Raw genomic sequence first — 25,095 nt, forward strand, 5'->3', positions numbered from 1 at the left:
GGAGCGGCTGGCCGACCGGGACGAGGCGCTGCCCGTCATCGTGAAGGGCGCGGACTGGGCCGCGGGGTGCCGGCTGCTGGACGAGGCGTTCCTCTGCTTCCCCGGCGCCCGTCCGCCGGCCCGCGTCTTCACGCCCGTCGTCCTGTCCGCGTCCGGCGCCAAGCTGTCCAAGTCCCTGATGCGGGAGGGCAGGGCCGAGCTGTCCCCGGACACCCCGCCCTGGATGCTGGACGCGACCCGCTGGCCGGGCACGACCGAGCGGTACGCGGTGACGCTGCACCGGCTGGTGTCGCTGATGCTGTCCGATCCCCGGCATTTCGAGCGGGGTTACACCACCTCCGAAGTAGCGCGCCTCCTGCGCGAGTCGGACACGATCTAGGACTCCGGGAGCCGGCCGAGCACCGCGAGGGCCCGCGTCGGGTCCGGTGGCACCGGGGCGGACCAGGCCGCCGCGCAGGCCGCCCACAGCCCGGCGCTCAGCTCGCCGTGCCCCGCCAGCAGCACCTGCCCGCCGGTGACCCGGGCCTGCCAGTCCCGGCACCGCCACGCCCCGTCCGGCTGCCGCTCGGCGGCCTGCGGCGGCGCGCACAGCGCCCGCAGGTCCCGCCCCACGTGCGTGGGCCTGCGGTGCGGCGGCGCGGCGAGCAGATCGGCGGGGCCGGTGCGCCCGGTGAGCACCAGCAGGCTGTCGTACCCGGCCCGGCGCGCGCCCTCGACGTCGGTGTCCAGGCTGTCGCCGACCATCAGCGGGCGGCGTGCCCCGGTGCGCTCGGCGGCCTCCCGGAACAGGGCGGCCGACGGCTTGCCCGCGACGGCCGGGTCCGCCCCGGTGGCCGCCCGGACCACCGCGACCAGCGCGCCGTTGCCCGGTGCCACACCCCGCTGGGTGGGCGCGGTCAGGTCGGTGTTGGTGACGATCCAGGGCACGCCCCGCGCCACCGCGTACCCCGCCTCGGCCAGCTCCCGCCAGGACACCGTGGGCGCGAAGCCCTGCACCACGGCGGCGGGCGCGTCCCGCTCCGACGCCACGGGCCTGAGCCCCTGCCCGGCGACCGCGGTCCGCAGCGCCGGCGAGCCGACGACCAGCACCTGCGCCCCCGGCGCGCACCGCTCGGCCACGAGGCGGGCGGCGGCCTGCGCGGAGGTCACCACGTCCCCGTCGGCCACCTCCAGGCCCAGCCGGCGCAGCTCCCCGGCGAGTTCGGCGGGCGGCCGGCCCGCGTTGTTGGTCACGTAGGCGGTACGGCATCCCGCCTCCCGCAGCCGGCCCAGCACCGGCACCGCGTGCGGCACGGGACGCGGGCCCACCCGGACGACGCCGTCGAGGTCCAGCAGGACGGCGTCGTGGAGCCGGACCAGGGACCCGTGGCGTAGCTCCACCGACCCTGATACGTTCACGCGCGCCCCTCCCGGTCCGTGCATTGTGCCGACCGTTCCAGCCGACCGCCAGACACCGATCCGGCCAGCCAACTCCCTTGAAAGCAGGCCTAATTGGCTCCCACCCGGTCGGGGGCGGCCGGAGAGGTCCCGGCTCCGGCCGCCCCTGCGGTCCCGGCGTCACGCGATCTTCCGCCAGGTGCCTCCCTTCTCCAGGACGTACGTCCCGGTGGGCTTGCGGTGGCCGGCGCCGGCGCGCGGCGTGATGCTCCGGCGCTTGTCGCCGTGGTCGTCCGGCTGCTTCGCGGTGGCGCCGGACGGGCGCAGCGTCTGGCACTTGTCGGGGTTGCTGTAGGTCTGCGCCACGACGGTGCTGGAGTTCGTGGTGGACGGCCCGTCCACCGCGATGTCCTTGACCAGCTTGCCGGTGCCGTCCACGTGCAGGTCGCCGACGACCCGGGACATGGAGTTGAGCGCGCCGAACTGGATCTCGTCGTTGGCCTTCAGGGTGAACGAGACCTCGGTGCTCTCGCTGTTGGTCATGCTCCACTCGTGGTTCCAGGTGCCCTTGAACGCCGCGGTGAACGCGCCGCGCAGCGCCAGGTGGATGAGGCTCTTGAACGCGCCGGTGGTGCTGCCCTTCTCGGTCATCTGGCCCGTGGTGGTGACCGTGTCCTCCACGGTGGCGCTCACCTTGGACGTGCCCTCCGAGGTGGTGTCCTGGTTGGGGCCCTTGTCCTTGGGCGCCGAGTGGTTGGTCTGGCTGCTCTTGCTGGTGTTCTCCTTGGTGGCGCTGCCCTTGGCCGCGTTCTGGAGCGTCTGCTGCGCCTGGACCTCGCCGGTGGCCGACCCGCTGACCTCGTTGTCGGTCCAGGCGGTGCCCTCGATGGTGCCGCTGCCGGAGATCTCGCCGCCGATGTTGTCGGTGCTGGAGGTGTCCAGCTTCACCGTGCGCTTGATGGTCATGTCCGAGTTGGTGCAGTTGATGGCGCCGTTGGACACCGAGTAGACGGCGCTGGTGTACTCCCGCTTGCGCTCCGGGGCCAGCTTGAACGAGCAGCTGTATCTCTTCGTCTGGCCGCACAGGGAGGTGACCTCGTCCACCGACTTCAGCGGTTTGGTCCCGTCGAACGCGCGGGCCCGGGGCATCTCCTCGATGCCGTAGTTCCCGGTCCGGCCGCCCAGCGGCGCCGCAGCCGTGGGGAGCGCCGCGGTCAGGGTGAGGGCGGACAGGACGGGAAGCAGTGCGAGCGTGCGCCGGGTCGTTGTTCTCCGGTGCGCGGATGCGGGCGCGGTGTGAACCATGGCTGTGTCCTTTCGTTGCTGGTCAGTGGCGGGCCAGGGGCCCGTCGGCGGTCAGCGCGACGGTGCGGGTCTTGATGCCCTCGGGTGCCGCGCCGACGGGCACCAGGTGGGCGGCCGTCCGCAGCGTGGGCGCCCCGATGGTGTTGTCCGGGGTGCGGGAGTTGTCACGGGCGTCGGCGCACCGGGCCAGCTCGACCTTGCTCATCGGGCCGGTGCGCTGGTAGAAGCGGTCGCCGAAGGAGCCGGAGGGTACGTCGGCGAAGACGTCCATCCGCTCGTGCTTGCTCTCGTGGATCAGGGTGCCGGCGAGCCGCTCCCGGGCCGCCTGGACCTCGATCCAGCTGACCTCGCCGGGCTGCACGGTGACGGAGAGGTTCCGCTGCTCCTTGCGCCCGTAGAGCAGCGGGTTGTTCGTCTCCATCTCCAGGGGGTTGCCGTCGGCACGGGTGAAGCCGGCCGCGATCTGCGTGGCGATGTTGGGGAAGCCCTGCTTCACGTCAATGTGGTGCGGCTGCTGCGGGGCGGTCGGCTGCTGCAGGCCCTGCGGACCGGGCTGCTGCGGCTTCTGCGATTCGGTGTCCTTCTGCGCGAAGTACTGGGTGATGTTGTCGTACGGCCGCTCCTCCCAGTTCACCGGGCGCTGGTCGGTGATGGGGTTGCGGGTGCAGTTGATGTACGCCTGGCCCACCATGCGCGGCCGGTCGTAGTACCGGTAGGAGTACCGGTCGTCCTTCTCGAAGTGGCAGGTCCGGGGACCCGCCAGGCAGTCCTGCGCGACCAGCCTCGGATCGATCGGCGTGTGCCCCTGGTAGGCCTGGGGCATGGGCAGCCGCGCCTTCTTGAGGTCGTACGGCACCGGGGCCGGGTCCTGTGCGGCCCGGAAGTGGGTGACCAGCGGGCCGCACGCGGACGCCTTCTGGTAAGCCCAGCTGATCTTCGGGTTGTTCTCCGCGGCCGTGAAGGAGTACGAACGCCCCTCGTGCCACTTGGCCGTGCCCGCCGTGGTGGTGTCCGTGGTGAAGTCCTGCGTGACTTCGCCCTGTTCACCGGCGACGGACACCCGGTACTGCTGGCCCTTGGCGGGGTCGTCCGCTCCGCAGTTCCTGAGCGGGCTGGGGCTGTCGTCCCAGGTCACGGTGACGTGGGAGCCCTTCTGGACGCGCCACAGACGGGTGCTGAGCGTGCCGGCCGCGCCGTTACCGCCCGGTCCGGGGTTGAGCTGGCCGGGACCCCCGGGGCCGCCCGGCCCGAGCGTGCCGGCGGAGCCCCCGCTGAGCGAGGCCGCCTGGAGCTTTCGAGGGTGGGCGGCGAGGGCGGCGGAGTACAGCTGGGTGTTCTTGCCGTCCCAGCCGTCGGGCGCAATGCTCTGGGCGCCGGTCGGCACATGGGGCCTGGCCAGGTCCGGGTTCTCGATCGGCGCGTCGACCGCGTCATCGGCGAGCGCGCCACCGGGCAGGGCGCCCAGCACGAGGGAACTGCCGAGCATCGCGGACAGGCAGTACGTCAGGGTGCGTCGGGGCATGTGTGTCTCCTTGAGCGAAGAAGTGGTGGGGTGGGGACCTGGACGGTCGGGGGGTTCAGCACTCCCACCAGGCGGAGTGCGGCACGATGACCTGGTCGTCGGTCAGCCGGTCACGCATGCCGGAGGTGACGTGGCACTGGTGGCTCACTCCGGTCTCCGGGGGCGCGGAGCGGGTGACGGCGTCGAAGTCCTCGTGCTTCTGGTGGTAGGTGTCCTGGTCCTTCTGCCACTTGTCCTGGGCCTCGCCCGAGATGGGCTTGGCGCACTCGTGGAACTTCTCCACCTGGCACTTGTCGTTGGCCGCCTGGTTCTTCGCGATGGCCCCGCACTGCTCGCTCGCCGGAATGCCGTTGATGCCCGCGCTGGCGCAGGGGTTGGTGCCGGGCGGGGACGGGACGGGTGAGCCGGGGCCGATCGACGGCGGCTTGGGCTGTCCGGGGTCCGCCGGCGGCGGCGCCGTCTGGGTGTCGGGCTTGGGCGCCGGGCTGAACGACGCGGGCGTCTCGTCCGCCCTGACCACGCCGGCCGTGGGTACGGCGGCCACCGGGGTCAGGCTGCCCAGGCCCAGGGCGGAGACGCCCGCCACGGTGACGATTCCGGCCGCGAGCAGTGCACGGCGCACAACGGGAACGCGCATGGTTCTCCTTCGGTGATGGGGGGGGAGCGGCGGCCACAGAGCCACACCACGGAGGGGGCCGCCGGTCTCAGATTCCGGCAGGGCGATGATCGCCGCTATTCGAACTTGCCCCGTTTTGCGTCGATTGCAGCGAAGTGACTCCGACTGGCCGCAGGCCGAGGGGGCTTTGGCGTAGCCAAGGTTCGGCAGCCGCCGCCCAATGCGGTGAACTCGGGCCGTCGGAGGCCGGAAAGCGATTCGGGCGCGGCAGACATGTTGCTGGACGCCCCGCTTCGAGTGGGCAGTCCCTCCCCCCAACTACGGCGCCCCGCTTACGTCGTGGTGCCCGAGAGAACGGAAATCCCATGAACGTCAAGACCCGTGGACTGCGCCTGCGCGCCGCCCTGACCGTCATAGCCACCGCGACCGCCCTGGGTGCGGCGGCGGCACCGGCCCTCCCCGCCGAGGGGCACGACCCGCTGGTGTACGCGTGGGGTGCCAACGGCGGTGGCCAGCTGGGCAATTCGACGACCACCGCCCGGTACGCGCCCGCCGCCGTCCCCTCGCTGCCCAAGCAGGACGTGTACAAGATCGCGGCCGGCGGCGGTGTCACCGGCGGCTCGGGCTTCGCCGTGGCCCTGCGCAATGACCGGAGCGTCTGGACATGGGGACAGAACGACAACGGCCAACTCGGCACCGGACCCGGCAGCAACAACTCCGCGCTCGGCAAGGTTCCCGGCATCAGCGGCATCGTCGACGTCGCCGCGGGCGGCCAGCACGCCCTCGCCCTGCGCACGGGCACCGGAAAGGGAGACGGTGTGTACGCCTGGGGCCTCAACGACAAGGGCCAGGTCGGAGACGGCACGAACACCAACCGCTTTGTCCCCAAGCTGGTCCAGAGCATGCACGGCGGCAAGCAGGTCGCGGCCGGCTGCAACCACAGCATGCTCCTGACCGAGAACAACACCGTGAAGATCTGGGGCGCCAACGAAAAGGGCCAGCTCGGCCTCGGTGACAAGGACACGAGCAACCACAACACCCCGGTCGACGTCCCGGAACTGACCAACGTGGCCAGGATCGCCGCGGGCTGCGACTTCAGCCTGGCCGTGAAGTACGACGGCACGGTCTGGGCCTGGGGCGACAACACCCGCGGCCAGCTGGGCGTCAACAAGACCAAGGACGCCCTCGCGTTCAGCAACAAGCCCCTGCAGGTCCAGGGCCTGCCCGCCGGCCAGACGGGCCAGGCGAACCCGGCCGACCAGACCGGCGGAACGGGCACCGGGACCGGGACGGACGCGTCCCAGGGAACGGGCCTGGGACTGCCGGACATCGCGGCCGGCTGGGACCACGTCTACGCCCTCTACTCCGACAACAAGGTCTACGGCTGGGGCAGCAACGGCAACGGACAGCTGGCCGACGGGACGACGACCGACCGGACGAGTGCCCACGAGGCCACGCAGCTGCCTCCGGTGAAGGCGATCACGGCGGGCTACAACTACGGCCTCGCCGTGCGCACCGCCGGCACGGGCACCAGCAACGACATCATCAGCTGGGGACTGAACCAGAAGGGTCAGCTCGGCAGCGGCGACACGACCGACCACAACCTGAACAACAACGACCAGTACGTCACGATCTTCCCGCAGGAGGGGGAGACGACCAACCCGTTCACCCGCGTCACCGCGGGCGGCAGCGAGTCCAGCTACGCCTACTGAACCGTCCTCACCCACCGCACCCGGTGGCTGTCGGTCTCCACCACGATCAGGCTCCCCTCCGACGTCAGGACGAGCGCTCGTGGCAACCGCAGCCGAGCACCCAGCGCGGGCCCGCCCTCCACCTCGTGGTGGGGCGGGCCCCCGGCCACCGTGTGCAGCACACCGTCCGAAGTCCGCACGCAGACACGCTCGTTGAGCGAGTCGGCGATGTACAGGGAGCCGGTGTCGTCGAGGTCGACCCCGCGCGGCTGGTGCAGCCGCCCGTCCTCGGCGCCCGGCTCGCCGGTGCCCGCCACGGTGCCGATCACACCGTCGGGCTCCACCACCCGCACCCGGTGCGAGAAGCAGTCGGCTATGTACAGCCGGCCGTCGGGGCCGGCGGCGAGGTCGATGGGGTGGTGCAGGGCGCTGGCGGGACCGGGCACGGCGTCCGGGCCGGAGCCCGGTTCGCCGGTGCCCGCCACGGTCCGGATCATGCCGTCGGCGCCGATGGCCCGGACCCGGTGCCCGCCCCACTCGGCGACGTACAGGGTGCCCGCGGCGTCGAGGGCGAGCCCCCGGGGTTCGGTGAACCGGGCGGCGACGGCCGGTCCGCCGTCGCCGCCGTAGCCGGGTTCACCGGTGCCGGCGACGGTCGTGATGATGCCGTCCCGGTCGATGCGCCGGATGCGGTGGTTCCAGTAGTCCGCGACGTACAGGGCGCCGTCGGGGCCCACGACCAGCCCGCCGGGCTCGTGCAGGGCGGCCCGGCCGGCGGGGCCGCCGTCGCCGCCGTACCCGGGTTCGCCGGTGCCGGCGACCGTGGTGATGGTCCCGTCCCGGCCGACGCGGCGGACGCGGTGGCCCTTCCACTCGGCGACGTACCAGGCGCCGGAGGGGTCCACGGCGACCGCCCGGGGCTGGTTCAGTACCGCCTTGACCGCGGGCCCGCCGTCGCCGCCGTACCCGGGTTCACCGGTGCCGGCGACCGTGGTGATGATCCCGTCGGCGAGCGCGGGGCGTCCCCCGCCCGTTCCGTGACTGATCGTCATACCGACCTCCAGAGCGGCGGTTCCGGTGGGCGCGGCTTCGCGGTGCCGGACCAGCGTAGGAGCGGTCACCCGGTGCCGGTAGGGCTGGCCTCGGCCACGTGCCGCCGGCCCGAGCGGACCGCCCACGCGAACACCGCGGCGGCGAACACGACCACGGCGAGCGTGTCGTAGGGCTGCGGGATCAGTCCGGAGCCGCCGAAGGAGCCGAGCGCGGAGCAGCACAGCAGTCCCGTCAGCCACACCAGCAGCCAGGCGCCGTCCCGCAGCTCCCGGCGCAGCGGGAACCGGCCCCGGCCGGACCGCACCAGCCAGGACAGCGGTACGCCGGCCAGGGCGAGGGGCAGGGTCAGGCGCAGGCGGTGCCAGGTGGACCAGTACACGAACAGGGTGGCCACGAGGAAGCTCAGCGGGGTGATCCAGCGCATGGCCCCGGCGGGCTGCCCCGCGGGGCGCAGGGTGGCCGCGGCGACGGCGGAGGTGGCGTACACGAGCAGGAAGAGGTTGCCGAGGGTGCCGACGACATCCTGCCAGGTGCCGAACGGGAGCAGGTAGACCGTCATCACGGTGACGTTCAGGGCGAGGGCACGGCGGGGGATGCCGGAGCCGGCGTGCACGTTGAGGAACCAGCGCGGCAGCATGCCGTTCTTGGCGAGCGCGTACGACCGCCGGGCGTTGATCCCGACCCCGACGAAGGTGGCGCCGCCGGGCGAGACGACGGCGTCGGCGTACAGCATCAGCGCCAGCCAGTGCAGGTTGATCAGCAGGGCGAGCTGGCCGAACGGGGAGGTGAGGTCGACGCCCCGCCAGCCGTGGGCGAGGGCGCTGTCCGGGACGGCGAAGAGGAACGCGAGCTGGAGGCTCACGTACAGCAGGATCGCCAGCCCGATGGCGGTCAGCACGGCCGCCCGCAGATGCCGCCGGGGGTCGCGGGCCTCCCCCGCCAGGTCGACGGGGGCCTGGAAGCCGTTGACGGCGTAGATCACGCCGCCCGCCGAGAGGGCGGCCAGCCCGGCGGACCAGCCGTAGGGGGCGAAGCCGCCGTGGTCGGTGAGCCGGTGCGGATGGAAGCCGGAGGCCAGCAGCAGGACCACGGTCAGCACCGGGACGGACGTCTTGACGAGGGTGAGGACGATGTTCACCCGGGTGAAGAGGCGTACGCCGAACCAGTTGAGGGTCGCGAACACCAGGGTGAGGACGATCGCGACACCGACTCCCGGCCAGCTCAGCCGGCCGTCCGCGTGCAGTCCGGGGAACCAGCGGGTCAGGTACTGCACGGTCGCGGTGACCTCGGCCGCGTTCGCGCCCACGCTCAACAGGACCGCCCAGCTGATCACCCCGGCGACGAGCGGACCGTTGGCGTACAGCGGCCAGCGCACCGTGCCGCCCGCCTCCGGCATCCGGGCCGCCAGGTCCACCAGGACCAGCGCGACGAGCATGGCCAGCGCCCCCGCGGCCACCCAGGACAGCAGGGACAGGGGGCCCGCGGTCTGGGCCGCGTACAGCGCGCTGAACAGCCAGCCGGAGCCGACGATGTCGCTGAAGCCGACCGCCGTCAGCGCCGAGAACCCCAGGTGCCTGCGGAGTTTGCGCTCCTCCCGGCGCACGGCGTCGGATGCGGCCGGTATGGCCCGGGTCAACGGCGGCTGTGGTTCGGGTTCTTGCTGGGCAGAGGTTCGTTCCACCTTGCGTCGCTTCCCGCGCCCGCGCTGAGCGACGCCCACGCGCCGCGAGATTCACCACGCCGTCGCACGGACGCGAGCCCGCGCATTGACGTCAAACCACCTGATAGTTGGCCCATCGCACGCAAGTCGCCTGTATGGGTTCTCATTGCTGCATTCGGGCCGAAGTTCCTCATACGTGCCTACGGTCGAAAAGGAGACGCCTGAAGGAAGCACCATGCACACCTTCCGAACCGTTCGAAGCTTTCCGCCGACCATCCGTCTGCTGCTCGTCAACCAACTCGGCATCGACGTCGGCTTCTATCTGCTGATCCCCTACCTCTCCACCCACCTCAGCGACGACCTCCACCTGTCGGCGGCGGCCACCGGCGCGATCCTGGGCGCCCGCCAGCTCAGCCAGCACGGCCTGTTCGTGGTGGGCGGCACGGCGGCGGACCGGCTGGGCGCGCACCGGGTCATCCCGTTCGGCTGCGCGGTGCGCACGGCCGGCTTCGCGCTGTTCGCCTTCGGTGACGGCGTGCCGGCGGCACTGGCCGCGTCGGTGCTCAGCGGCCTGGCGGGCGCGCTGTTCTACCCGGCGGTGCGCGCCTACGTCGCGGAGGCCGCCGCCGACCGCAAGGCCGAGGCGTTCGCCCTGTTCAACGTCTTCGCCACCACCGGCGGCCTGCTCGGCCTGCTGCTGGGCAGCGTGCTGTGCCTCATCGACTTCCGGGTCACCGCGCTCGCCGCGGCCGGTGTCTTCGCGGTTCTGACGGTGGCTCAGCTCTTCGCGCTGCCCGAGCACCGTGTCCGGCCGGCCGCGAGCACCGTGTTACGGGACTGGCGCACGGCCCTCGGCAACCACGCGTTCCTGGCCTTCGCGCTCACCATGTCGGGCATGTCGGCGCTGGAGAGCCAGGTGTACCTGCTCTTCACCGAGAGCGCCCGCCGCACCTCCGGCTGGGACGGCGCCGCCGCCCTGCTGCCCCTGGTGGGCACGGTGGCGAACCTGCTGCTCCAGCTGCGCGTCACCGCCCTGACCCGGCTGCGCGGCGGCGCGGAGACATGGATCGCCCCCGGCGTGCTGCTCATAGGGCTCGCCTTCCTCCCCCCGGCCCTGGCGGACGCTCCCGACACCACCACCGGGGCACTGGCCACCGCCGCCCGGCTCGCACCCCTGGTCCTCGGCACGCTCCTGCTCCACCTGGGTGTGATGGTCGCCCAGCCGCCGGCCATGGAACTCGTCGCCCGGTACGCCACCGACCGCATGACGGGCACCTACTTCGGCCTGTTCTACGTCCTGTCGGGCAGCGTCGGCGCGGCCTGCACCAGCGGGGTCGGATGGGTGATGGACCGGGCCGCGGACAGCGGCCGGGGCTGGCTGCCCTGGGTGTGCTGCGCCGCGCTCGGCGCCGTGTCCGCGGGCGCCGTCGCCGTCCTCCAGCGATGCCGCGCCCTGCCCACCGACCCTGCGGTGACGTACGCCTGACGAGGCGTCCGCTCGGGCGAACAGGCGAGGAACCGAGCAGTACAAATCAAACAAACGGGGATGAACCGCACTGAAGCGCGAACCGAACCGACAAAAGGACCGACCCATGCGCACGTTCCTCGCCGCCGGCGTCTTTCTCCTCACCGCCGCGTCCGGCACCGCCTGCACCCCCGCCATGGCCACCGCCGGCGCCGGGGCGGCCACCGGCGTCCTGGTCGTCAACGGCGTCCCGCACGTCAACCCGCACGGCTGCTACCCGGCGGGCGGCTTCCTGGTCTCCCTCGTCAACAACACGGACAGGACGGCCTACGTCTACCCGACCCCCGGCTGCGCCGGCCAGTACGAGGGCTGGGTGCAGCCCGGCGGCCGGGCCCAGATGAACGGCGCGTCGGTCTCCATCGACTGACGGTCCGTCACCTCACAACCTCGCACACGGAAAGGCACCCGACAGATGACCCGCGTACTGGTGACGGGCTTCGAGCCGTTCGACAAGGACACCTACAACCCCTCCTGGGCCGCGGCCCAGCTGCTCCAGAAGAACCCGCCGGACGGCGCCGAGGTGACGGCCGTCCAACTGCCGTGCGTCTTCGGTGAGTCCCTGAAGGTCCTGCGCGACGCGGTCCTGGAGACGGACCCGGCCCTCGTCCTCGCGGTCGGCCTGTCCCCCCGCGCCGGCCTCTCGGTCGAGCGCGTCGCCATCAACGTCAACGACAGCCCCATCCCCGACAACGCCGGCCGGCAGCCCATCGACGAGCCCATCGCCCCCGACGGCCCCGCCGCCTACTTCTCCACCCTCCCGATCAAGCGCATCGTCTCGGAGGTGGAGAAGCAGACCGACGTGAACGCCTGGGTCTCCCAGACCGCCGGGACCTTCGTGTGCAACCACGTCTTCTACGGCCTGATGCACCTGCTGGCCACGGAGGGCAGGCAGCGGCGCGGCGGCTTCGTCCACATCCCGCACACCCCCGAGATGCCCCTCGCCGTCAACGGCCAGGTCCCCGCGCTCCCGGTGGAGAGCACGGCGCAGGGCCTCCGCGTCGTCCTGTCCACGGCCCTGGCGCACGAGACGGACATCACGGTCTCGGCCGGTACGACGCACTGACAGCAGTGCGCGAAGATCGACACCGCGAGCCGCAGGCATGATCTCGGCCTGCGCGGTGAAACGGTGGCCGCCGCCTCGGCATGGCAGCCACCGTTCTTCCGTTCCCGCAGGTCGCATCGATTCTGCGCGTGCGGTGTCCAGTGGGGCGGGTGGGACTCGAACCCACGGCCGACGGATTATGAGTCCGCTGCTCTAACCGGCTGAGCTACCGCCCCATAGCGGCGTGTCGCGTACAAGTGTGCGCGCCGTCTGCCGCAGCATAGCCGCTCATACGATCTCCTGCCTCGGATGGTCGGCTTCTGCGCTGCTCATGACCTTGAGGACATCCTCGCAGGCGCGGCGGTTCCCGCGAACATGAAAAAGGACCCCTGAGGGGTCCTCGTTCAGCGCTCCCCCGACTGGACTCGAACCAGTAACCTGCCGGTTAACAGCCGGCTGCTCTGCCAATTGAGCTACGGAGGATCGAAGCTCCCCCGACTGGACTCGAACCAGTAACCTGCCGGTTAACAGCCGGCTGCTCTGCCAATTGAGCTACGGAGGATCGCCTCGTTGCATCGAACGTACCTACCCGGGTATTCGCCAGGGGGCGGGCGCTCGCTGCGACACATACATTAGCGCAAGCAGGGGGGTGCTCCGCCAATCGGTACCCTCGGCGCCAGCGCCGCACCAGAGACCTACGCACGGGAAGGGTGGCAGCCATGCGCTACCGGCTCACGTTCCTCGCCGGACTGGCCCTCGGTTACGTACTCGGCACGAGGGCCGGACGCGAGCGCTACGAACAGCTGAAGAAGTCGGCCCGCCAGATCGCGCAGAACCCCGCGGTGCGCAACACCGCCGAGACCGCCGCCCAGCAGGGCCGCGTCTACGCGGGCAAGGCCTTCCACACGGTCACCGACAAGGTCGGCGACCGGGTCCCGGACTCCGTCGCCCAGCGGGTCCGCTCGCTGCGGGAGCGCAGCGTCAACGGAACGGGCGAGGACGACTGGGGCACCAGCAACACCTAGGCCCGCATGCGCGCACCGGCCCGGGCGGCCTGCCCCCGGAGGCAGGCGCCCGCCCCTCGGGCGCCCTCGGCCGAAGCCGGTGCGGCGATACGGCAAAATTCTCGGCATGGGGATAGTCGCCGGCTTGGACAGCTCACCGGAGTTCACGCGCATCGTGGTCTGCGACACGGACACCGGTGCCGTACTACGGCAGGGGTACGCCCCGCACCCGATAGAGGGGCGCGCGAGCGACGTCGACCCGCAGGCCTGGCTGCTCTCCCTCGGCGAGGCCGCCGGCGGCGGGCTGCTGGAGGGCGTGCAGGCCATCGGGGTGTCCGCCCAGCAGAACGCGGTGGTGCCGCTGGACGCCCAGGGCAACACCGTCCGCCCGGCCCTGGTCGGCGGCGACAAGCGCGCCCAGGTCGCGGCGGCCGACCTCGTGGACGCGCTCGGCGGCAAGGAGGCCTGGGCGCAGGCCGTGGGCTGTGTCCCGCAGGCCGCCCAGCCGGTGACCAAGCTGCGCTGGCTCGCGAAGAACGAACCCGAGAACGCGCTGCGGACCGCCGTCCTGCTCCAGGCGCACGACTGGCTGGTCTGGCAGCTGCTCGGCCGGCCGCTGCGCCGGACCACCGACCGCGGCGGGGCCTCCGGCACCGGGTACTGGTCGGCGGCCACCGGCGCCTACCGGCCCGATCTGGTCGAGCTGGCGCTCGGCCACCAGGCGATGCTGCCGGAGGTGATCGGCCCGGCGGAAGCGGCCGGTACGACCCCGGAGGGGCTGCTGATCTCCGCCGGTACCGGGGAGACCATGGCCGCCGCGTTCGGGCTCGGGATCGGGCTGGGCGACGCGGTCGTGTCGCTGGGCGCGTCCGGCTCGGTGATGGCCGTGCACCCGGAGGCGCTCGCCGACCAGTCCGGGATGATCACCTCGCTCGCCGACGCCACCGGCATGCACCTGCCGGTCGTCACCACCCTGAACGCCGTGCGCACCCTGCGCGGCACCGCCGAACTCCTCGGCCTGCCGGACCTGGAGACCCTGTCCGAGCTGGCGATGAAGTCCACGCCGGGGGCGCACGGGCTGGTGCTGCTGCCCTACCTGGAGGGCGAGCGGACGCCGAACCTGCCGCACACCGCGGGGACCCTGGCGGGGCTGCGGCGCGAGTCGATGAAGCCCGAGCATCTGGCGCGGGCCGCGTTCGAGGGCATGCTGTGCGGGCTCGCCGACGCGCTGGACGTGCTGCGCGGGCGGGGCGTGGAGGTGCGGCGGATCTTCCTGCTCGGCCCGGCCGCCGAGCTGCCCGCCGTGCAGGCCGCGGCGCCGTCGCTGTTCGGCGCCCAGGTCGTCGTACCGCAGCCCGCGGACTACACGGCGATCGGCGCGGCCCGGCAGGCGGCCTGGGCGCTCGGTGTGTCGCAGGGCACACTCGATCCGCGGAACCCGCCGGCCTGGCAGGGCGCGGCGGCGCAGGTGCTGGACCCCGGTGAGGAGCTGGCCGTGGGGCAGGCGGTGCGGCAGCAGTTCACGGCCGTACGGGAGCAGACCCATCCGGGAGCGTTCCGCCCATAGCGGGAGACAGCGGGGCAAGGCGCCGTCAAACCCGGGGGCGGCAGGGGTCGACTCCATCGGGTTAACGGGTTGAGGTAACGCGGGTGGAGTGTCCGACGATAGGGGCCAAGGGCAACCGACCAGCCCCTGTCGCCGACTCCGAGAGACCTAGCGTGCTCATACGACTTCTGCGGACCTGTCTCAGGCCCTACAAGAAACCCATCGCTGTACTGGTGGTGCTCCAGTTACTGCAGACCTGCGCCACCCTCTACCTGCCCACGCTCAACGCGGACATCATCGACAACGGTGTCGTGAAGGGCGACACGGGTTACATCCTGTCCTTCGGCGCCCTGATGATCGGCATCTCGCTGGCGCAGGTGGTGTGCAACATCGGTGCCGTGTACTACGGCGCCCGGACCGCCTCCGCGCTCGGCCGGGACGTGCGCGGCGCCGTCTTCGACCGGGTCCAGTCCTTCTCCGCGCGTGAGGTGGGTCACTTCGGCGCACCCTCCCTCATCACCCGTACGACGAACGACGTGCAGCAGGTCCAGATGCTGGTCCTGATGACGTTCACCCTGATGGTGTCGGCGCCCATCATGTGCGTGGGCGGCATCGTGCTGGCGCTCGGTCTGGACGTGCCGCTGTCCGCCGTGCTGGTCGCGGTCGTGCCGGTGCTCGGCATCTCCGTGGCGCTCATCGTGCGCCGGCTGCGCCCGCTGTTCCGGTCGATGCAGGTCCGGCTGGACACCGTGAACCGGGTGCTGCGCGAGCAGATCACCGGCAACCGGGTGATCCGCGCCTTCGTCCGCGACGAGTACGAGCAGGGCCGGTTCGGGAAGGCCAACGCCGAGCTGACCGACATGCAGCTGGCCACCGGCCGGATGCTCGCCCTGATGTTCCCGATCGTCATGACGGTGGTGAACGTGTCGTCCATCGCGGTGGTGTGGTTCGGCGCCCACCGCATCGACAGCGGCCGGATGGCCATCGGCGACCTCACCGCGTTCCTCGCCTACCTGATGCAGATCGTGATGTCCGTGATGATGGCCACCTTCATGTTCATGATGGTGCCGCGCGCGGAGGTGTGCGCCGAACGCATCCAGGAGGTGCTGGACACCGAATCCAGCGTCGTGCCGCCGGCCGCCCCCGTCACCGAGCTGCGCGCGCACGGGCACCTGGAGATCCGGGGCGCGGGCTTCCGCTACCCGGGTGCCGAGGAGGCGGTGCTGAAGTCGATCGACATGGTGGCCCGGCCGGGCGAGACGACCGCCGTGATCGGCTCCACCGGCAGCGGCAAGTCCACACTCCTCGGACTCGTCCCCCGGCTCTTCGACGCCACCGAGGGCGAGGTGCTGGTGGACGGCGTCGACGTCCGGGAGGTCGACCCGCGGCTGCTGGCCAGGACGGTGGGACTGGTGCCCCAGAAGCCGTACCTGTTCGCGGGCACGGTCGCCACGAACCTGCGTTACGGCAATCCGGACGCCACGGACGAGGAGCTGTGGCACGCGCTGGAGGTGGCGCAGGCCAAGGACTTCGTGAGCAAGCTGGAGGCCGGCCTTGACGCGCCGATCGCGCAGGGCGGCACCAATGTCTCCGGAGGTCAGCGGCAGCGGCTCGCCATCGCCCGCACACTGGTGCAGCGCCCGGAGATCTACCTCTTCGACGACTCCTTCTCCGCGCTCGACTACGCCACCGACGCGGCCCTGCGCGCGGCGCTCGCCCGGGAGACCGCCGAGGCGACCGTCGTCATCGTGGCCCAGCGGGTGGCGACCATCCGGGACGCGGACCGGATCATCGTGCTGGACGAGGGCCGGGTGGTCGGCACCGGCCGGCACGCCGAGCTGATGGCATCCAACGAGACCTACCGGGAGATCGTCCTCTCCCAGCTGACGGAAGCGGAGGCCGCCTGATGGCCGGGCCCATGGGACGCATGATGGCCGGCGGCGGCCCGGACCAGCGCTCGATGGACTTCAAGGGGTCGGGCAGACGGCTCGTCGCCCGGTTCGCCCCGGAACGGCTCACGATCTACGGCCTGCTGGTGTGCGTGGTCCTCAGCGTCGGCCTCAACGTGGTCGGCCCGAAGATCCTCGGCAAGGCCACCGACCTGGTGTTCGCGGGCATCATCGGCCGCGGGATGCCGGACGGGGCCACCAAGGAGCAGGTGCTCGACTCGATGCGCGAGCGCGGCCAGGGCCAGGTCGCGGACATGCTCAGGAGCACCGACTTCACCCCGGGCCAGGGCATCGACTTCCACGCCGTGGGGAACGTGCTGCTGCTCGCGCTCGGTACGTTCCTGGTCGCCGGTCTGCTGATGGCGATCGCGACCCGGCTGGTGAACCGGGCCGTGAACCGCACCATGTACCGGCTGCGGGAGGACGTGCAGGGCAAGCTGTCGCGGCTGCCGCTGTCGTACTTCGACAAGCGCCAGCGCGGTGAGGTGCTGTCCCGGGCGACGAACGACATCGACAACATCGGGCAGACGCTCCAGCAGTCGATGGGCCAGCTGATCAACTCGGTGCTGACCATCATCGGCGTGCTCGCGATGATGTTCTGGGTGTCCTGGCTGCTGGCGCTGGTCGCGCTGGTGACCGTACCGCTGTCGTTCGTGGTCGCCACCCGGGTCGGCAAGCGGTCGCAGCCGCACTTCGTGCAGCAGTGGCGCTCCACCGGCACGCTGAACGCGCACATCGAGGAGATGTACACCGGGCACACCCTGGTGAAGGTGTTCGGGCGGCAGGAGGAGTCGGCGAAGCAGTTCGCGGAGCAGAACGAGGCGCTGTACGAGGCCGGTTTCCGGGCGCAGTTCAACAGCGGTGTCATGCAGCCGCTGATGATGTTCGTGTCGAACCTGAACTATGTGCTGGTGGCGGTCGTCGGTGGGCTGCGCGTCGCCTCGGGCTCCCTCTCCATCGGTGACGTGCAGGCCTTCATCCAGTACTCGCGGCAGTTCTCGATGCCGCTGACGCAGGTCGCGTCGATGGCGAACCTGGTGCAGTCGGGTGTCGCCTCGGCCGAGCGGATCTTCGAACTCCTGGACGCGGAGGAGCAGGAGGCGGACCCGGTGCCGGGCGAGCGGCCGGCGCGCCTGCGGGGGCGGGTGTGCCTGGAGCACGTGTCGTTCCGGTACGACCCGGAGAAGCCGCTGATCGAGGACCTGTCGCTCACGGTGGAACCGGGGCACACGGTGGCGATCGTCGGCCCGACCGGCGCGGGCAAGACCACGCTGGTCAACCTGCTGATGCGGTTCTACGACGTCTCCGGCGGCCGGATCACCCTGGACGGCGTCGACATCCGCAGGATGACCCGGGACGAACTGCGGTCCGGCATCGGCATGGTGCTCCAGGACACCTGGCTGTTCGGCGGCACCATCGCGGAGAACATCGCGTACGGCGCCTCGCGGGACGTCACCCGGGGGGAGATCGAGGAGGCGGCCCGGGCGGCGCACGCGGACCGGTTCATCCGCACTCTGCCCGACGGCTACGACACCGTGATCGACGACGAGGGCACCGGGGTCAGCGCCGGTGAGAAGCAGCTGATCACCATCGCGCGGGCCTTCCTGTCCGACCCGGTGATCCTGGTGCTGGACGAGGCGACGAGTTCCGTGGACACGCGGACGGAGGTGCTGATCCAGAAGGCGATGGCCAAGCTGGCGGCGGGCCGTACGTCGTTCGTGATCGCACACCGGCTGTCGACCATCCGGGACGCGGACACGATCCTCGTGATGGAGAACGGGTCCATCGTGGAACAGGGCGCGCACACCGAGCTGTTGGCGGCGAACGGGGCGTACGCCCGGCTGTACCGGGCCCAGTTCGCGCAGGCCGTGGCCGAGGTGGACTAGGCACGGGGGCCGCTGCACGGCGGCGGCCCCTCAGTCCAGATAGCCCCTCAGCTGGTCCGCGAACGCGTGGTCCCTGAGCTTGTTCAGCGTCTTGGACTCGATCTGCCGTATCCGCTCGCGGGTCACGCCGAAGATGCGGCCGATCTCCTCCAGCGTGCGGGGGCGGCCGTCGGCCAGCCCGTACCGGAGCTGGACGACCTTCCGCTCGCGTTCCCCGAGCGTGGACAGGACGGCCTCCAGGTGCTCCTTGAGCAGGAGGAACGCGGCGGACTCGACGGGGCTCGCCGCGTCGCCGTCCTCGATGAGGTCGCCGAGGGCGACGTCGTCCTCCTCGCCGACCGGGGCGTGCAGCGACACCGGCTCCTGGGCGAGGCGCAGCACCTCGCCGACCCGCTCGGGCGGCAGGTCCAGGTGGGCGGCGACCTCGTCCGGTGTCGGCTCGTAGCCGCGTTCCTGGAGCATCCGCCGCTGGACGCGGACGACCCGGTTGATCAGCTCCACCACGTGGACCGGGACGCGGATGGTGCGGGCCTGGTCGGCCAGCGCCCGGGACATGGCCTGCCGGATCCACCAGGTGGCGTAGGTGGAGAACTTGTAGCCGCGCGCGTAGTCGAACTTCTCCACGGCCCGGATCAGCCCGAGGTTGCCCTCCTGGACCAGGTCGAGCATGGTCAGGCCGCGGCCGACGTACCGCTTGGCCACGGAGACGACGAGCCGCAGGTTCGCCTCGATGAGCCGGCGCTTGGCCACCCGGCCCATGACGACGAGCCGGTCCAGGTCGAGCGCCAGCTGGTTGTCCAGGTCGGGGGTGCTGCCCAGCTTCTCCTCCGCGAACAGGCCGGCCTCCACCCGGCGGGCGAGTTCCACCTCCTCGGCGGCGGTGAGCAGCGGGATGCGGCCGATCTCACGCAGGTACTGGCGGAACAGGTCGGCGGACGGACCGCCGGACTCGGCCCGGGCGGCGACCGGGGCCTCGACGGGTTCCTCGGGCTCGTCCGCGAGCGCGTCGGCGGGCGGCTCCGTCTCCGGATGCAGGGCGGCACGGCTCTGCGGGGGTACGGCCACGAGGACGTCCGGCTCGTCCGCGGTGATGCCGGTGGCGCTGGTGCTGCTGTCGGTCTGGGTGAGGGTCTGGGTCTGCACGGGGGCGACCTCCAGGATGATCGCTGCTGAAGGTGTGCGGCAGCGTGCGCTCCGAGGCTCGGGCACCGCCCCCAGTGTGGAGTACGACACAAGCCCGCCACGAGGGGCGTGCGGTGACTTTTTGCGTCCGGTCCGTCACCCGTCGGTTACTCGTCTCGTTGGACTATGCGATTGGCAACTGCGGGCCATGGGTCCGCGGCGTCATAGGGGGAGGATGGAAGGCATGGGTGAGATCGAGGAGCTGCGGCGGCGACTGGAGGCGCTGGAGGCAGAGGTTCACGACATGCGGGAGGAGCAGGCTGCCACACGGCACCTCGCTGTGAACTCCGACCGTGACGTGGCGGCACTCCGGGAGCAACGGCGGGCGGACGTCCAGCTCATGCAGGCTCTGCGGCAGACACAGCTGGAGCACAGCAAGACCCTGGAGGAGCACGGCAAGCTGCTCGGTGCCCTCGTGTCCGGTCAGGTGGCGATGATGGAGCAGATCGGGACGCTCACCACGCGGGTCGGAGCGATCACCGAGCACCTCGGCATCACCCCGCCCGAGCAGCCCCGCGCAGAGGGCTAGCTCTCCTTCACAGCGCCTCCGCGCCCCTCTCGCGCAGGGCCTGGTCGTACTGCTGGAGGACCCACATCTCGTTCTGTACGGCGGCCAGCTGGGCGGGGTCACCGCCGGTGGAGAGGCGGGTCATCTGGGACTGGATGTCGCGGATGCGGCGTTCCACGGCGCGGCGGCGGATCTGGACGAGGACCGTGCCGGCGTACGTCTCGTCCACCGTGCGGCGCAGGATCGGTTCGACGGCCAGCTCGGTGACCATCGCGCGGACCGTGTCGTCCGGTGCGGCCTCGCGGACGCGGACCAGGTACTCCTGCGGGTCGGGGACGCCGTACTCGGCACCGCCCGCCTCCGCGATGGCCTGGCGCACGGCGGCGTACGGCGGGGCCGTGAACTCGTCCACGCCGTACGCGTCGAAGGCCGGGGAGACCAGTTCGGGGCGCTGGAGGGCGAGTTTGAGCAGCTCGCGTTCGGCGGCGAACACCGGGTTGCGCAGGGTCAGCGCCGGACCGGAGTTCGCGGGGCGCGGCGCCTCGGTCCACTGCTGCTCGGCCGGCCGGCGCCGGTCCTGCGTCTGCGGGCCCTTGCCGTCGCGGGCCCAGCGGGCCAGCTGCGCGACCCGGCGGACCACGAACTGGGTGTCGAGGATGCCGAGCATCCCGGCCAGTTCGACGGCGACCTCGTGCTGGGCGCCACTGTTCTTGATCTTGGCGACGATCGGGGCGGCCTCGTCCAGCGCCGCCGCCCGCCCCGCCGGGGTGTCCAGGTCGTACCGGCTCACGATCTGGCGCAGCGCGAACTCGAAGAGCGGGGTGCGGGGTTCGACCAGGTCCGCCACCGCTTCGTCGCCCTTGGCCAGGCGCAGGTCGCAGGGGTCCATGCCGTCGGGCGCGATCGCGATGTACGTCTCGGCGGCGAACTTCTGATCGTCCTCGAAGGCGCGCAGCGCGGCCTTCTGCCCGGCCGCGTCGCCGTCGAAGGTGAAGATCACCCGGGCCGAGCCGTTGTCCATCAGCAGCCGGCGCAGGATCTTGATGTGCTCGCCGCCGAAGGCCGTACCGCAGGTCGCGATGGCCGTCGTGACCCCGGCCAGATGGCAGGCCATCACGTCCGTGTACCCCTCGACCACCACCGCGCGGCTGGACTTGGCGATCTCCTTCTTCGCCAGGTCGATGCCGTACAGCACCTGGCTCTTCTTGTAGATCGCCGTCTCGGGGGTGTTGAGGTACTTCGGGCCGGTGTCCGCCTCGTACAGCTTGCGGGCGCCGAAGCCGACGACCTCGCCGCCGATGTCCCGGATCGGCCACATCAGCCGGCCCCGGAACCGGTCGATGGGTCCCCGGCGGCCCTCCTGGGACAGACCGGAGAGGATCAGCTCCTTGTCGGTGAAGCCCTTGCCGCGCAGGTAGCGCGTGAGGTGGTCCCAGCCCTGGGGGCTGTAGCCGACGCCGAAGTGGACGGCGGCGGCCTGGTCGAAGCCGCGCTCGGCGAGGAAGATCCGGCCGGTCTCGGCCTCGGGGCTGGTGGCGAGCTGCTCGGCGTACCACTGCGCGGCGATCTTGTGCGCCTCGACCAGGCGGATGCGCTCGCCGCGCTGGTGCGCCGGGTTGTACCCGCCCTCCTCGTAGCGCAGCGTGATGCCGGCCTGCGCGGCCAGCCGCTCGACCGCCTCCGAGAAGGAGAGGTGGTCCACCTTCATCACGAAGGTGATGGTGTCGCCGCCCTCCTGGCAGCCGAAGCAGTGGAAGAGTCCCTTGCTCGGGCTGACCTGGAAGGACGGCGACTTCTCGTCGTGGAACGGGCACAGGCCCTTGAGGTTGCCGCCGCCCGCGTTGCGCAGCTGGAGGTACTCGGAGACCACGGCGTCGATCGGGACCGCGTCCCGTACCGCCTTCACGTCCTCGTCGTTGATCCGTCCTGCCACGGGTGAATTCTACGGGGGTGCGGTGACGGTCCCGGTGCCGCGAAGGGTCAGGGGGCCAGGCTGTCGAGCGGGACGTGCGGGTCCGAGAGTGCCTCGACGTTCACCCGGGCCCGGGAACGGACGAGGTTCTGGATGTGCTCTGTGACATCCCACACGTTCACGTTCATCCCGGCCAGCACGCGCCCCTCCTTCACCCAGAAGGCGATGAACTCCCGCTTCCCGGCGTCACCCCGGATCACCACCTCGTCGTACGTCCCCGGCGGCGCCCACCCGCTGTACTCCATGCCCAGGTCGTACTGGTCGGAGAAGAAGTACGGCACGCGGTCGTACCGGACGTCCTGGCCGAGCATCGCGCGCGCCGCCGCCGGTCCGCCGTTCAGCGCGTTCGCCCAGTGCTCCACCCGCAGCCGGGCGTCGAACAGGCCGAGCGGGAAGGACGCCACGTCGCCGGCCGCGTAGATGTCGGGGTCGGAGGTGCGCAGCCGTTCGTCGACGACGATGCCGCCGCCGTGCGCCCGGTCGGCGATCTCCAGTCCGGCCGCCTCCGCGAGCCCGGTCCGCGGTGCCGCGCCGATCGCCGCGAGGACGTCGTGCGCCGGGTGCTCCTCGCCGTCGTCCGTGCGGGCCGCGAGGACCACGCCGTCCTGGCCGACGATCTCGGTGAGCCGCACGCCGAAGTGGAAGCGGACGCCGTGCTCCCGGTGCAGCTCGGCGAAGACGGTACCCAGCTCGGGGCCGAGCACGCCGTGCAGCGGGGTCGGCGCCGGTTCGATCACGGTGACCTCGGCGCCGTACTCGCGGGCCGCCGCGGCGACCTCCAGGCCGATCCAGCCGGCGCCCGCGATCACCAGGTGCCCGTTGTCCCGGCCGAGGTGGTGCAGGACGCCCTTGAGGCGCTCGGCGTGCGCGAGGCGGCGCAGGTGGTGGACGCCGGCCAGGCCGGTGCCGGGGACGTCCAGGCGGCGCGGCTCGGCCCCGGTGACCAGGAGCAGCTTGTCGTACCGGACGAGGGTGCCGTCGTCACCGAAGCGGACCGTCTTGGCCGCGCGGTCGATCAGGTCCACGGTCTGGCCGAGGTGCAGCTCGACGTCGTTCTGCGCGTACCAGGCGGGCTCGTGCACGAAGACGCTGTCGCGTTCCTCCTTGCCGAGCAGGTAGCCCTTGGACAGCGGCGGGCGCTCGTAGGGGTGGTCGCGTTCGTCGCAGATCAGTATCACCCGGCCGGTGAAGCCCTCCGCGCGGAGCGTCTCGGCCGCCTTCGCACCGGCGAGACCGCCCCCGACGATGACGAATGTCTGATCCGCGTCGACCACTTGATGCCTCCTCGTAAGGGTGCCGCCACATGCGAGCGTCCCGCACGCGGCGGGCTGCGGGAAGAGGGAGTGACCCGATCAGGCCACCGGAGTCATGTTCCTCTCACATATGCCCCGTCAGTCTCGCGTGCAGCGAGAGCGCGGAGGCGTCGGTGAGGGAGGCGATCTGGTCCACGATCACCCGCTTGCGCGCGCGGTCGTCCCCCGCCGCGTCGAACAGCGCCCGGAACTGGGGGTCGAGGCCGTCGGGCGCGCGGGCGGTCAGCGCCTCGGCCAGCTCCGCGACGATCACCCGCTGGTCGGCGCGCAACCGCTCCTGCTCGGCGCGCTGCATCACGTACCGGTCCGCCACCGCCTTGAGCACCGCGCACTCCATACGGGTCTCGCGGGGTACGACGAGTTCGGCGCCGTAGCGGGTGAGCCGGCCGGTGCCGTACGCGGCGCGCGTGGCGGCCTCGGCGGCCAGGCAGAACCGGCCGATGAGCTGGCTGGTGGCGTCCTTCAGGCGGGCCTGGGCGACCGCGGTGCCGTCGTAGCCGTGCGGCCACCACTCCTCGTCCTGGAGGCGGTCCAGGGCGGCGGCGAGTTCGGCCGGGTCGGTGTCCGCGGGGACGTACCGGCCGACGGCGACCGCGAACACCGCCTGCCGTTCCGGTTCGGCGTGCAGGCAGTTGGGGTCGATGTGGCCGGCGTGCAGGCCGTCCTCGACGTCGTGCACCGAGTAGGCGACGTCGTCCGACCAGTCCATGACCTGGGCCTCGAAGCAGGTGCGGGTGCCGGGGGCGTGCCGCCGGACCCAGTCGAACACCGGGCGGTCGTCCTCGTACACGCCGAACTTCCGTGACGCCGGGTCGGTGGGGTGGGTGCCGCGCGGCCAGGGGTACTTGGTGGCGGCGTCGAGGGTGGCGCGGGTGAGGTTCAGACCGACGGAGCGCTTCTCGGTGAATCGTTTGGGCTCGATGCGGGTGAGGAGCCGCAGGGACTGGGCGTTGCCCTCGAAACCGCCGCAGTCGTCGGCGAACTCGTTCAGCGCCTGTTCGCCGTTGTGCCCGAAGGGAGGATGGCCGAGGTCGTGGGAGAGGCAGGCCGCCTCCACCAGATCGGGGTCGCAGCCGAGCGCCGCGCCCAGTTCCCGGCCGACCTGGGCGCATTCCAGGGAGTGGGTGAGCCGGGTCCGGGGGCTGGCGTCCCAGGCCTGGCTCCTGGTTCCCGGGGTCACCACCTGCGTCTTGCCCGCGAGGCGGCGCAGCGCGGAGGAGTGGAGGATGCGGGCGCGGTCGCGTTGGAAGGCGGTGCGGCCGGGGCGTTTGTCGGGTTCGGGGGCCCAGCGTTCGACGGACGTCGGGTCGTATGCCGTGGTGCGTGCGGTGCCTTCCATGAGTCGACAGTAAGCCTAATCGTCCGCCGGGATCGGCTGTCGGCCGGCTGCGGGCCCGTTGTGGCTGATCGCGCCCACGCGGCGGAGCCGCATGCCGATACGGCCCCGCGCCCCTTCAGGCCGCCGCTCTGGCCGGTGCCTTCAAGCTCTGGTCGTAGCGGCGGAGGACCAGGTGGGCCATCGCGTCGTGGGCTCCCAGGGGGGCCGACGCGATCCAGGGGGCCTGGGCCGCGCACTGGGTCGCGAAGCGGCCCGGGGCCGTGAAGTACGAGGCGACCGCCACCCGGTGCCGGCCGCGGGCCGCCAGGGCGCGCAGGGCCGTGGGGACGGTCGGCGCCGCCGCCGAGGCGTAGGCGGGCACCACCGGGACGCCCAGGCGGGCGGACAGGAGGCGGGCCGTGCGGCGGGTGTCGGCGGCCGAGTCGGGGTCGCGGGAGCCGGCCGCGGCCAGGACGACGGCGGTCGAGCGGCGCGCGGTGTCGTCCAGCCCGGCCGGCCAGCCGGCCTCGGTCAGGCGGGCGTGCAGGGCCTCGGCGAGCAGCGGGTGCGGGCCGAGCGGCGGGGCCGTACGGGTGCTGCCGGGGGCGGCCGCGGCCATCTCCGGG

At 71.9% G+C, this 25,095-nt stretch carries 20 protein-coding genes, 3 tRNA genes and 1 pseudogene; 10 read left to right on the forward strand and 14 right to left on the reverse strand.

What is annotated here, in order from left to right; genetic code table 11:
* Positions 1–379: pseudogene (locus CCN44_RS44380) on the forward strand (hypothetical protein); the annotation flags it as partial.
* On the opposite strand, the gene CCN44_RS11190 reads toward CCN44_RS44380, so the two are convergent.
* The 4 genes from CCN44_RS11190 to CCN44_RS11205 form a co-directional block, all read right to left on the reverse strand.
* The gene (locus CCN44_RS11190) at positions 376–1,398 is read right to left on the reverse strand and encodes an HAD-IIA family hydrolase (RefSeq protein WP_237482025.1); all 1,023 of its coding nucleotides are present in this window, start codon (positions 1,396–1,398) and stop codon (positions 376–378) included. The pseudogene CCN44_RS44380 and the gene CCN44_RS11190 sit on opposite strands and share 4 nt — an antisense overlap.
* Positions 1,399–1,557: 159 nt before the next feature.
* Entirely contained in the window at positions 1,558–2,682 is a 1,125-nt protein-coding gene (locus CCN44_RS11195; RefSeq protein WP_086697541.1) for a hypothetical protein, read from the reverse strand.
* Positions 2,683–2,704: 22 nt separating this feature from the next.
* Positions 2,705–4,204 (reverse strand): hypothetical protein, encoded by a 1,500-nt coding sequence (locus CCN44_RS11200; protein WP_086697542.1) that lies wholly within the window; start codon positions 4,202–4,204, stop codon positions 2,705–2,707.
* A 55-nt stretch (positions 4,205–4,259) separates the two neighbouring features.
* On the reverse strand, positions 4,260–4,841 hold the full coding sequence (locus CCN44_RS11205; protein ID WP_059249342.1) for a hypothetical protein: 582 nt from the start codon (positions 4,839–4,841) through the stop codon (positions 4,260–4,262).
* 344 nt (positions 4,842–5,185) lie between these two features.
* Between CCN44_RS11205 and CCN44_RS11210 the strand changes: the two genes are divergently transcribed.
* The gene (locus CCN44_RS11210) at positions 5,186–6,532 is read left to right on the forward strand and encodes an RCC1-like domain-containing protein (protein ID WP_086697543.1); all 1,347 of its coding nucleotides are present in this window, start codon (positions 5,186–5,188) and stop codon (positions 6,530–6,532) included.
* On the opposite strand, the gene CCN44_RS47365 is transcribed toward CCN44_RS11210, so the two are convergent.
* Entirely contained in the window at positions 6,526–7,563 is a 1,038-nt protein-coding gene (locus CCN44_RS47365) for an NHL domain-containing protein (RefSeq protein WP_143649699.1), read from the reverse strand. The genes CCN44_RS11210 and CCN44_RS47365 overlap by 7 nt on opposite strands.
* A 65-nt stretch (positions 7,564–7,628) precedes the next feature.
* Positions 7,629–9,245 carry an APC family permease gene (locus tag CCN44_RS11220; RefSeq protein ID WP_308406415.1) on the reverse strand — a complete coding sequence of 539 codons (1,617 nt, stop codon included), beginning with the start codon at positions 9,243–9,245 and terminating at the stop codon, positions 7,629–7,631.
* A 214-nt stretch (positions 9,246–9,459) separates the two neighbouring features.
* Between CCN44_RS11220 and CCN44_RS11225 the strand changes: the two genes are divergently transcribed.
* From CCN44_RS11225 to pcp, 3 genes are all read left to right on the forward strand, one after another.
* Positions 9,460–10,710, forward strand: coding sequence for an MFS transporter (locus CCN44_RS11225; protein ID WP_086697546.1), 1,251 nt, complete (start codon positions 9,460–9,462; stop codon positions 10,708–10,710).
* A 106-nt stretch (positions 10,711–10,816) separates the two neighbouring features.
* The gene (locus CCN44_RS11230; RefSeq protein WP_086697547.1) at positions 10,817–11,116 is read left to right on the forward strand and encodes a hypothetical protein; all 300 of its coding nucleotides are present in this window, start codon (positions 10,817–10,819) and stop codon (positions 11,114–11,116) included.
* Positions 11,117–11,161: 45 nt separating this feature from the next.
* Complete coding sequence (pcp, locus tag CCN44_RS11235) at positions 11,162–11,812, forward strand: pyroglutamyl-peptidase I (protein WP_086697548.1); 651 nt, start codon at positions 11,162–11,164, stop codon at positions 11,810–11,812.
* A 141-nt stretch (positions 11,813–11,953) separates the two neighbouring features.
* Here pcp and CCN44_RS11240 read toward each other — a convergent pair.
* The 3 genes from CCN44_RS11240 to CCN44_RS11250 all read right to left on the reverse strand — a co-directional run bounded on the left by CCN44_RS11240 (position 11,954) and on the right by CCN44_RS11250 (position 12,353).
* Positions 11,954–12,027, reverse strand: a tRNA-Ile gene (locus CCN44_RS11240).
* A gap of 174 nt (positions 12,028–12,201) precedes the next feature.
* Positions 12,202–12,274: transfer RNA gene (locus CCN44_RS11245), tRNA-Asn, on the reverse strand.
* Between the two features lie 6 nt (positions 12,275–12,280).
* Positions 12,281–12,353 (reverse strand) — tRNA-Asn (locus CCN44_RS11250).
* A 157-nt stretch (positions 12,354–12,510) separates the two neighbouring features.
* On the opposite strand from CCN44_RS11250, the gene CCN44_RS11255 reads away from it, so the two are divergent.
* From CCN44_RS11255 to CCN44_RS11270, 4 genes are all read left to right on the forward strand, one after another.
* The gene (locus CCN44_RS11255) at positions 12,511–12,816 is read left to right on the forward strand and encodes a hypothetical protein (RefSeq protein ID WP_059249356.1); all 306 of its coding nucleotides are present in this window, start codon (positions 12,511–12,513) and stop codon (positions 12,814–12,816) included.
* 106 nt (positions 12,817–12,922) lie between these two features.
* Positions 12,923–14,362, forward strand: a complete 1,440-nt coding sequence (locus tag CCN44_RS11260) for an FGGY family carbohydrate kinase (RefSeq protein WP_086697549.1) — start codon at positions 12,923–12,925, stop codon at positions 14,360–14,362.
* A 152-nt stretch (positions 14,363–14,514) separates the two neighbouring features.
* Positions 14,515–16,248: an ABC transporter ATP-binding protein gene (locus CCN44_RS11265; RefSeq protein WP_086697550.1), complete on the forward strand. Its 1,734-nt coding sequence runs from the start codon at positions 14,515–14,517 to the stop codon at positions 16,246–16,248.
* Positions 16,248–18,176, forward strand: coding sequence for an ABC transporter ATP-binding protein (locus tag CCN44_RS11270; RefSeq protein ID WP_059249362.1), 1,929 nt, complete (start codon positions 16,248–16,250; stop codon positions 18,174–18,176). The genes CCN44_RS11265 and CCN44_RS11270 overlap by 1 nt, the downstream gene beginning before the upstream one ends.
* A 30-nt stretch (positions 18,177–18,206) precedes the next feature.
* Here the strand turns inward: CCN44_RS11270 and CCN44_RS11275 are convergent, their stop codons facing one another.
* Positions 18,207–19,394 carry an RNA polymerase sigma factor gene (locus tag CCN44_RS11275; protein WP_272935621.1) on the reverse strand — a complete coding sequence of 396 codons (1,188 nt, stop codon included), beginning with the start codon at positions 19,392–19,394 and terminating at the stop codon, positions 18,207–18,209.
* Between the two features lie 148 nt (positions 19,395–19,542).
* Here CCN44_RS11275 and CCN44_RS11280 point away from each other — a divergent pair, with 148 nt between their 5' ends.
* Positions 19,543–19,887 carry a hypothetical protein gene (locus tag CCN44_RS11280; protein ID WP_086697552.1) on the forward strand — a complete coding sequence of 115 codons (345 nt, stop codon included), beginning with the start codon at positions 19,543–19,545 and terminating at the stop codon, positions 19,885–19,887.
* A 7-nt stretch (positions 19,888–19,894) separates the two neighbouring features.
* Here the strand turns inward: CCN44_RS11280 and dnaG are convergent, their stop codons facing one another.
* From dnaG to CCN44_RS11300, 4 genes are all read right to left on the reverse strand, one after another.
* Positions 19,895–21,799: a DNA primase gene (dnaG, locus tag CCN44_RS11285; RefSeq protein ID WP_059249368.1), complete on the reverse strand. Its 1,905-nt coding sequence runs from the start codon at positions 21,797–21,799 to the stop codon at positions 19,895–19,897.
* Positions 21,800–21,846: 47 nt separating this feature from the next.
* Positions 21,847–23,112: an NAD(P)/FAD-dependent oxidoreductase gene (locus CCN44_RS11290; protein WP_086697553.1), complete on the reverse strand. Its 1,266-nt coding sequence runs from the start codon at positions 23,110–23,112 to the stop codon at positions 21,847–21,849.
* Positions 23,113–23,215: 103 nt separating this feature from the next.
* Positions 23,216–24,490 carry a deoxyguanosinetriphosphate triphosphohydrolase gene (locus CCN44_RS11295; RefSeq protein WP_059249373.1) on the reverse strand — a complete coding sequence of 425 codons (1,275 nt, stop codon included), beginning with the start codon at positions 24,488–24,490 and terminating at the stop codon, positions 23,216–23,218.
* Between the two features lie 115 nt (positions 24,491–24,605).
* Positions 24,606–25,095, reverse strand: a 490-nt coding sequence (locus CCN44_RS11300; protein ID WP_276329120.1) for a CbiX/SirB N-terminal domain-containing protein, incomplete at its 5' end; no start/stop codon positions are given.

Source organism: Streptomyces tricolor (assembly GCF_002155905.1).
GTDB classification, from domain to species: Bacteria; Actinomycetota; Actinomycetes; order Streptomycetales; family Streptomycetaceae; genus Streptomyces; species Streptomyces tricolor.

What these genes read in the sequence shown, in the direction of transcription:
- CCN44_RS11195 (WP_086697541.1), bottom strand. Translation starts at nt 2,682, where the DNA reads ATGGTTCACACCGCGCCCGCATCCGCGCACCGGAGAACAACGACCCGG.
- CCN44_RS11200 (WP_086697542.1), bottom strand. Translation starts at nt 4,204, where the DNA reads ATGCCCCGACGCACCCTGACGTACTGCCTGTCCGCGATGCTCGGCAGT.
- CCN44_RS11205 (WP_059249342.1), bottom strand. Translation starts at nt 4,841, where the DNA reads ATGCGCGTTCCCGTTGTGCGCCGTGCACTGCTCGCGGCCGGAATCGTC.
- CCN44_RS11210 (WP_086697543.1), top strand. Translation starts at nt 5,186, where the DNA reads ATGAACGTCAAGACCCGTGGACTGCGCCTGCGCGCCGCCCTGACCGTC.
- CCN44_RS47365 (WP_143649699.1), bottom strand. Translation starts at nt 7,563, where the DNA reads ATGACGATCAGTCACGGAACGGGCGGGGGACGCCCCGCGCTCGCCGAC.
- CCN44_RS11225 (WP_086697546.1), top strand. Translation starts at nt 9,460, where the DNA reads ATGCACACCTTCCGAACCGTTCGAAGCTTTCCGCCGACCATCCGTCTG.
- CCN44_RS11230 (WP_086697547.1), top strand. Translation starts at nt 10,817, where the DNA reads ATGCGCACGTTCCTCGCCGCCGGCGTCTTTCTCCTCACCGCCGCGTCC.
- pcp (WP_086697548.1), top strand. Translation starts at nt 11,162, where the DNA reads ATGACCCGCGTACTGGTGACGGGCTTCGAGCCGTTCGACAAGGACACC.
- CCN44_RS11255 (WP_059249356.1), top strand. Translation starts at nt 12,511, where the DNA reads ATGCGCTACCGGCTCACGTTCCTCGCCGGACTGGCCCTCGGTTACGTA.
- CCN44_RS11260 (WP_086697549.1), top strand. Translation starts at nt 12,923, where the DNA reads ATGGGGATAGTCGCCGGCTTGGACAGCTCACCGGAGTTCACGCGCATC.
- CCN44_RS11270 (WP_059249362.1), top strand. Translation starts at nt 16,248, where the DNA reads ATGGCCGGGCCCATGGGACGCATGATGGCCGGCGGCGGCCCGGACCAG.
- CCN44_RS11280 (WP_086697552.1), top strand. Translation starts at nt 19,543, where the DNA reads ATGGGTGAGATCGAGGAGCTGCGGCGGCGACTGGAGGCGCTGGAGGCA.
- CCN44_RS11295 (WP_059249373.1), bottom strand. Translation starts at nt 24,490, where the DNA reads ATGGAAGGCACCGCACGCACCACGGCATACGACCCGACGTCCGTCGAA.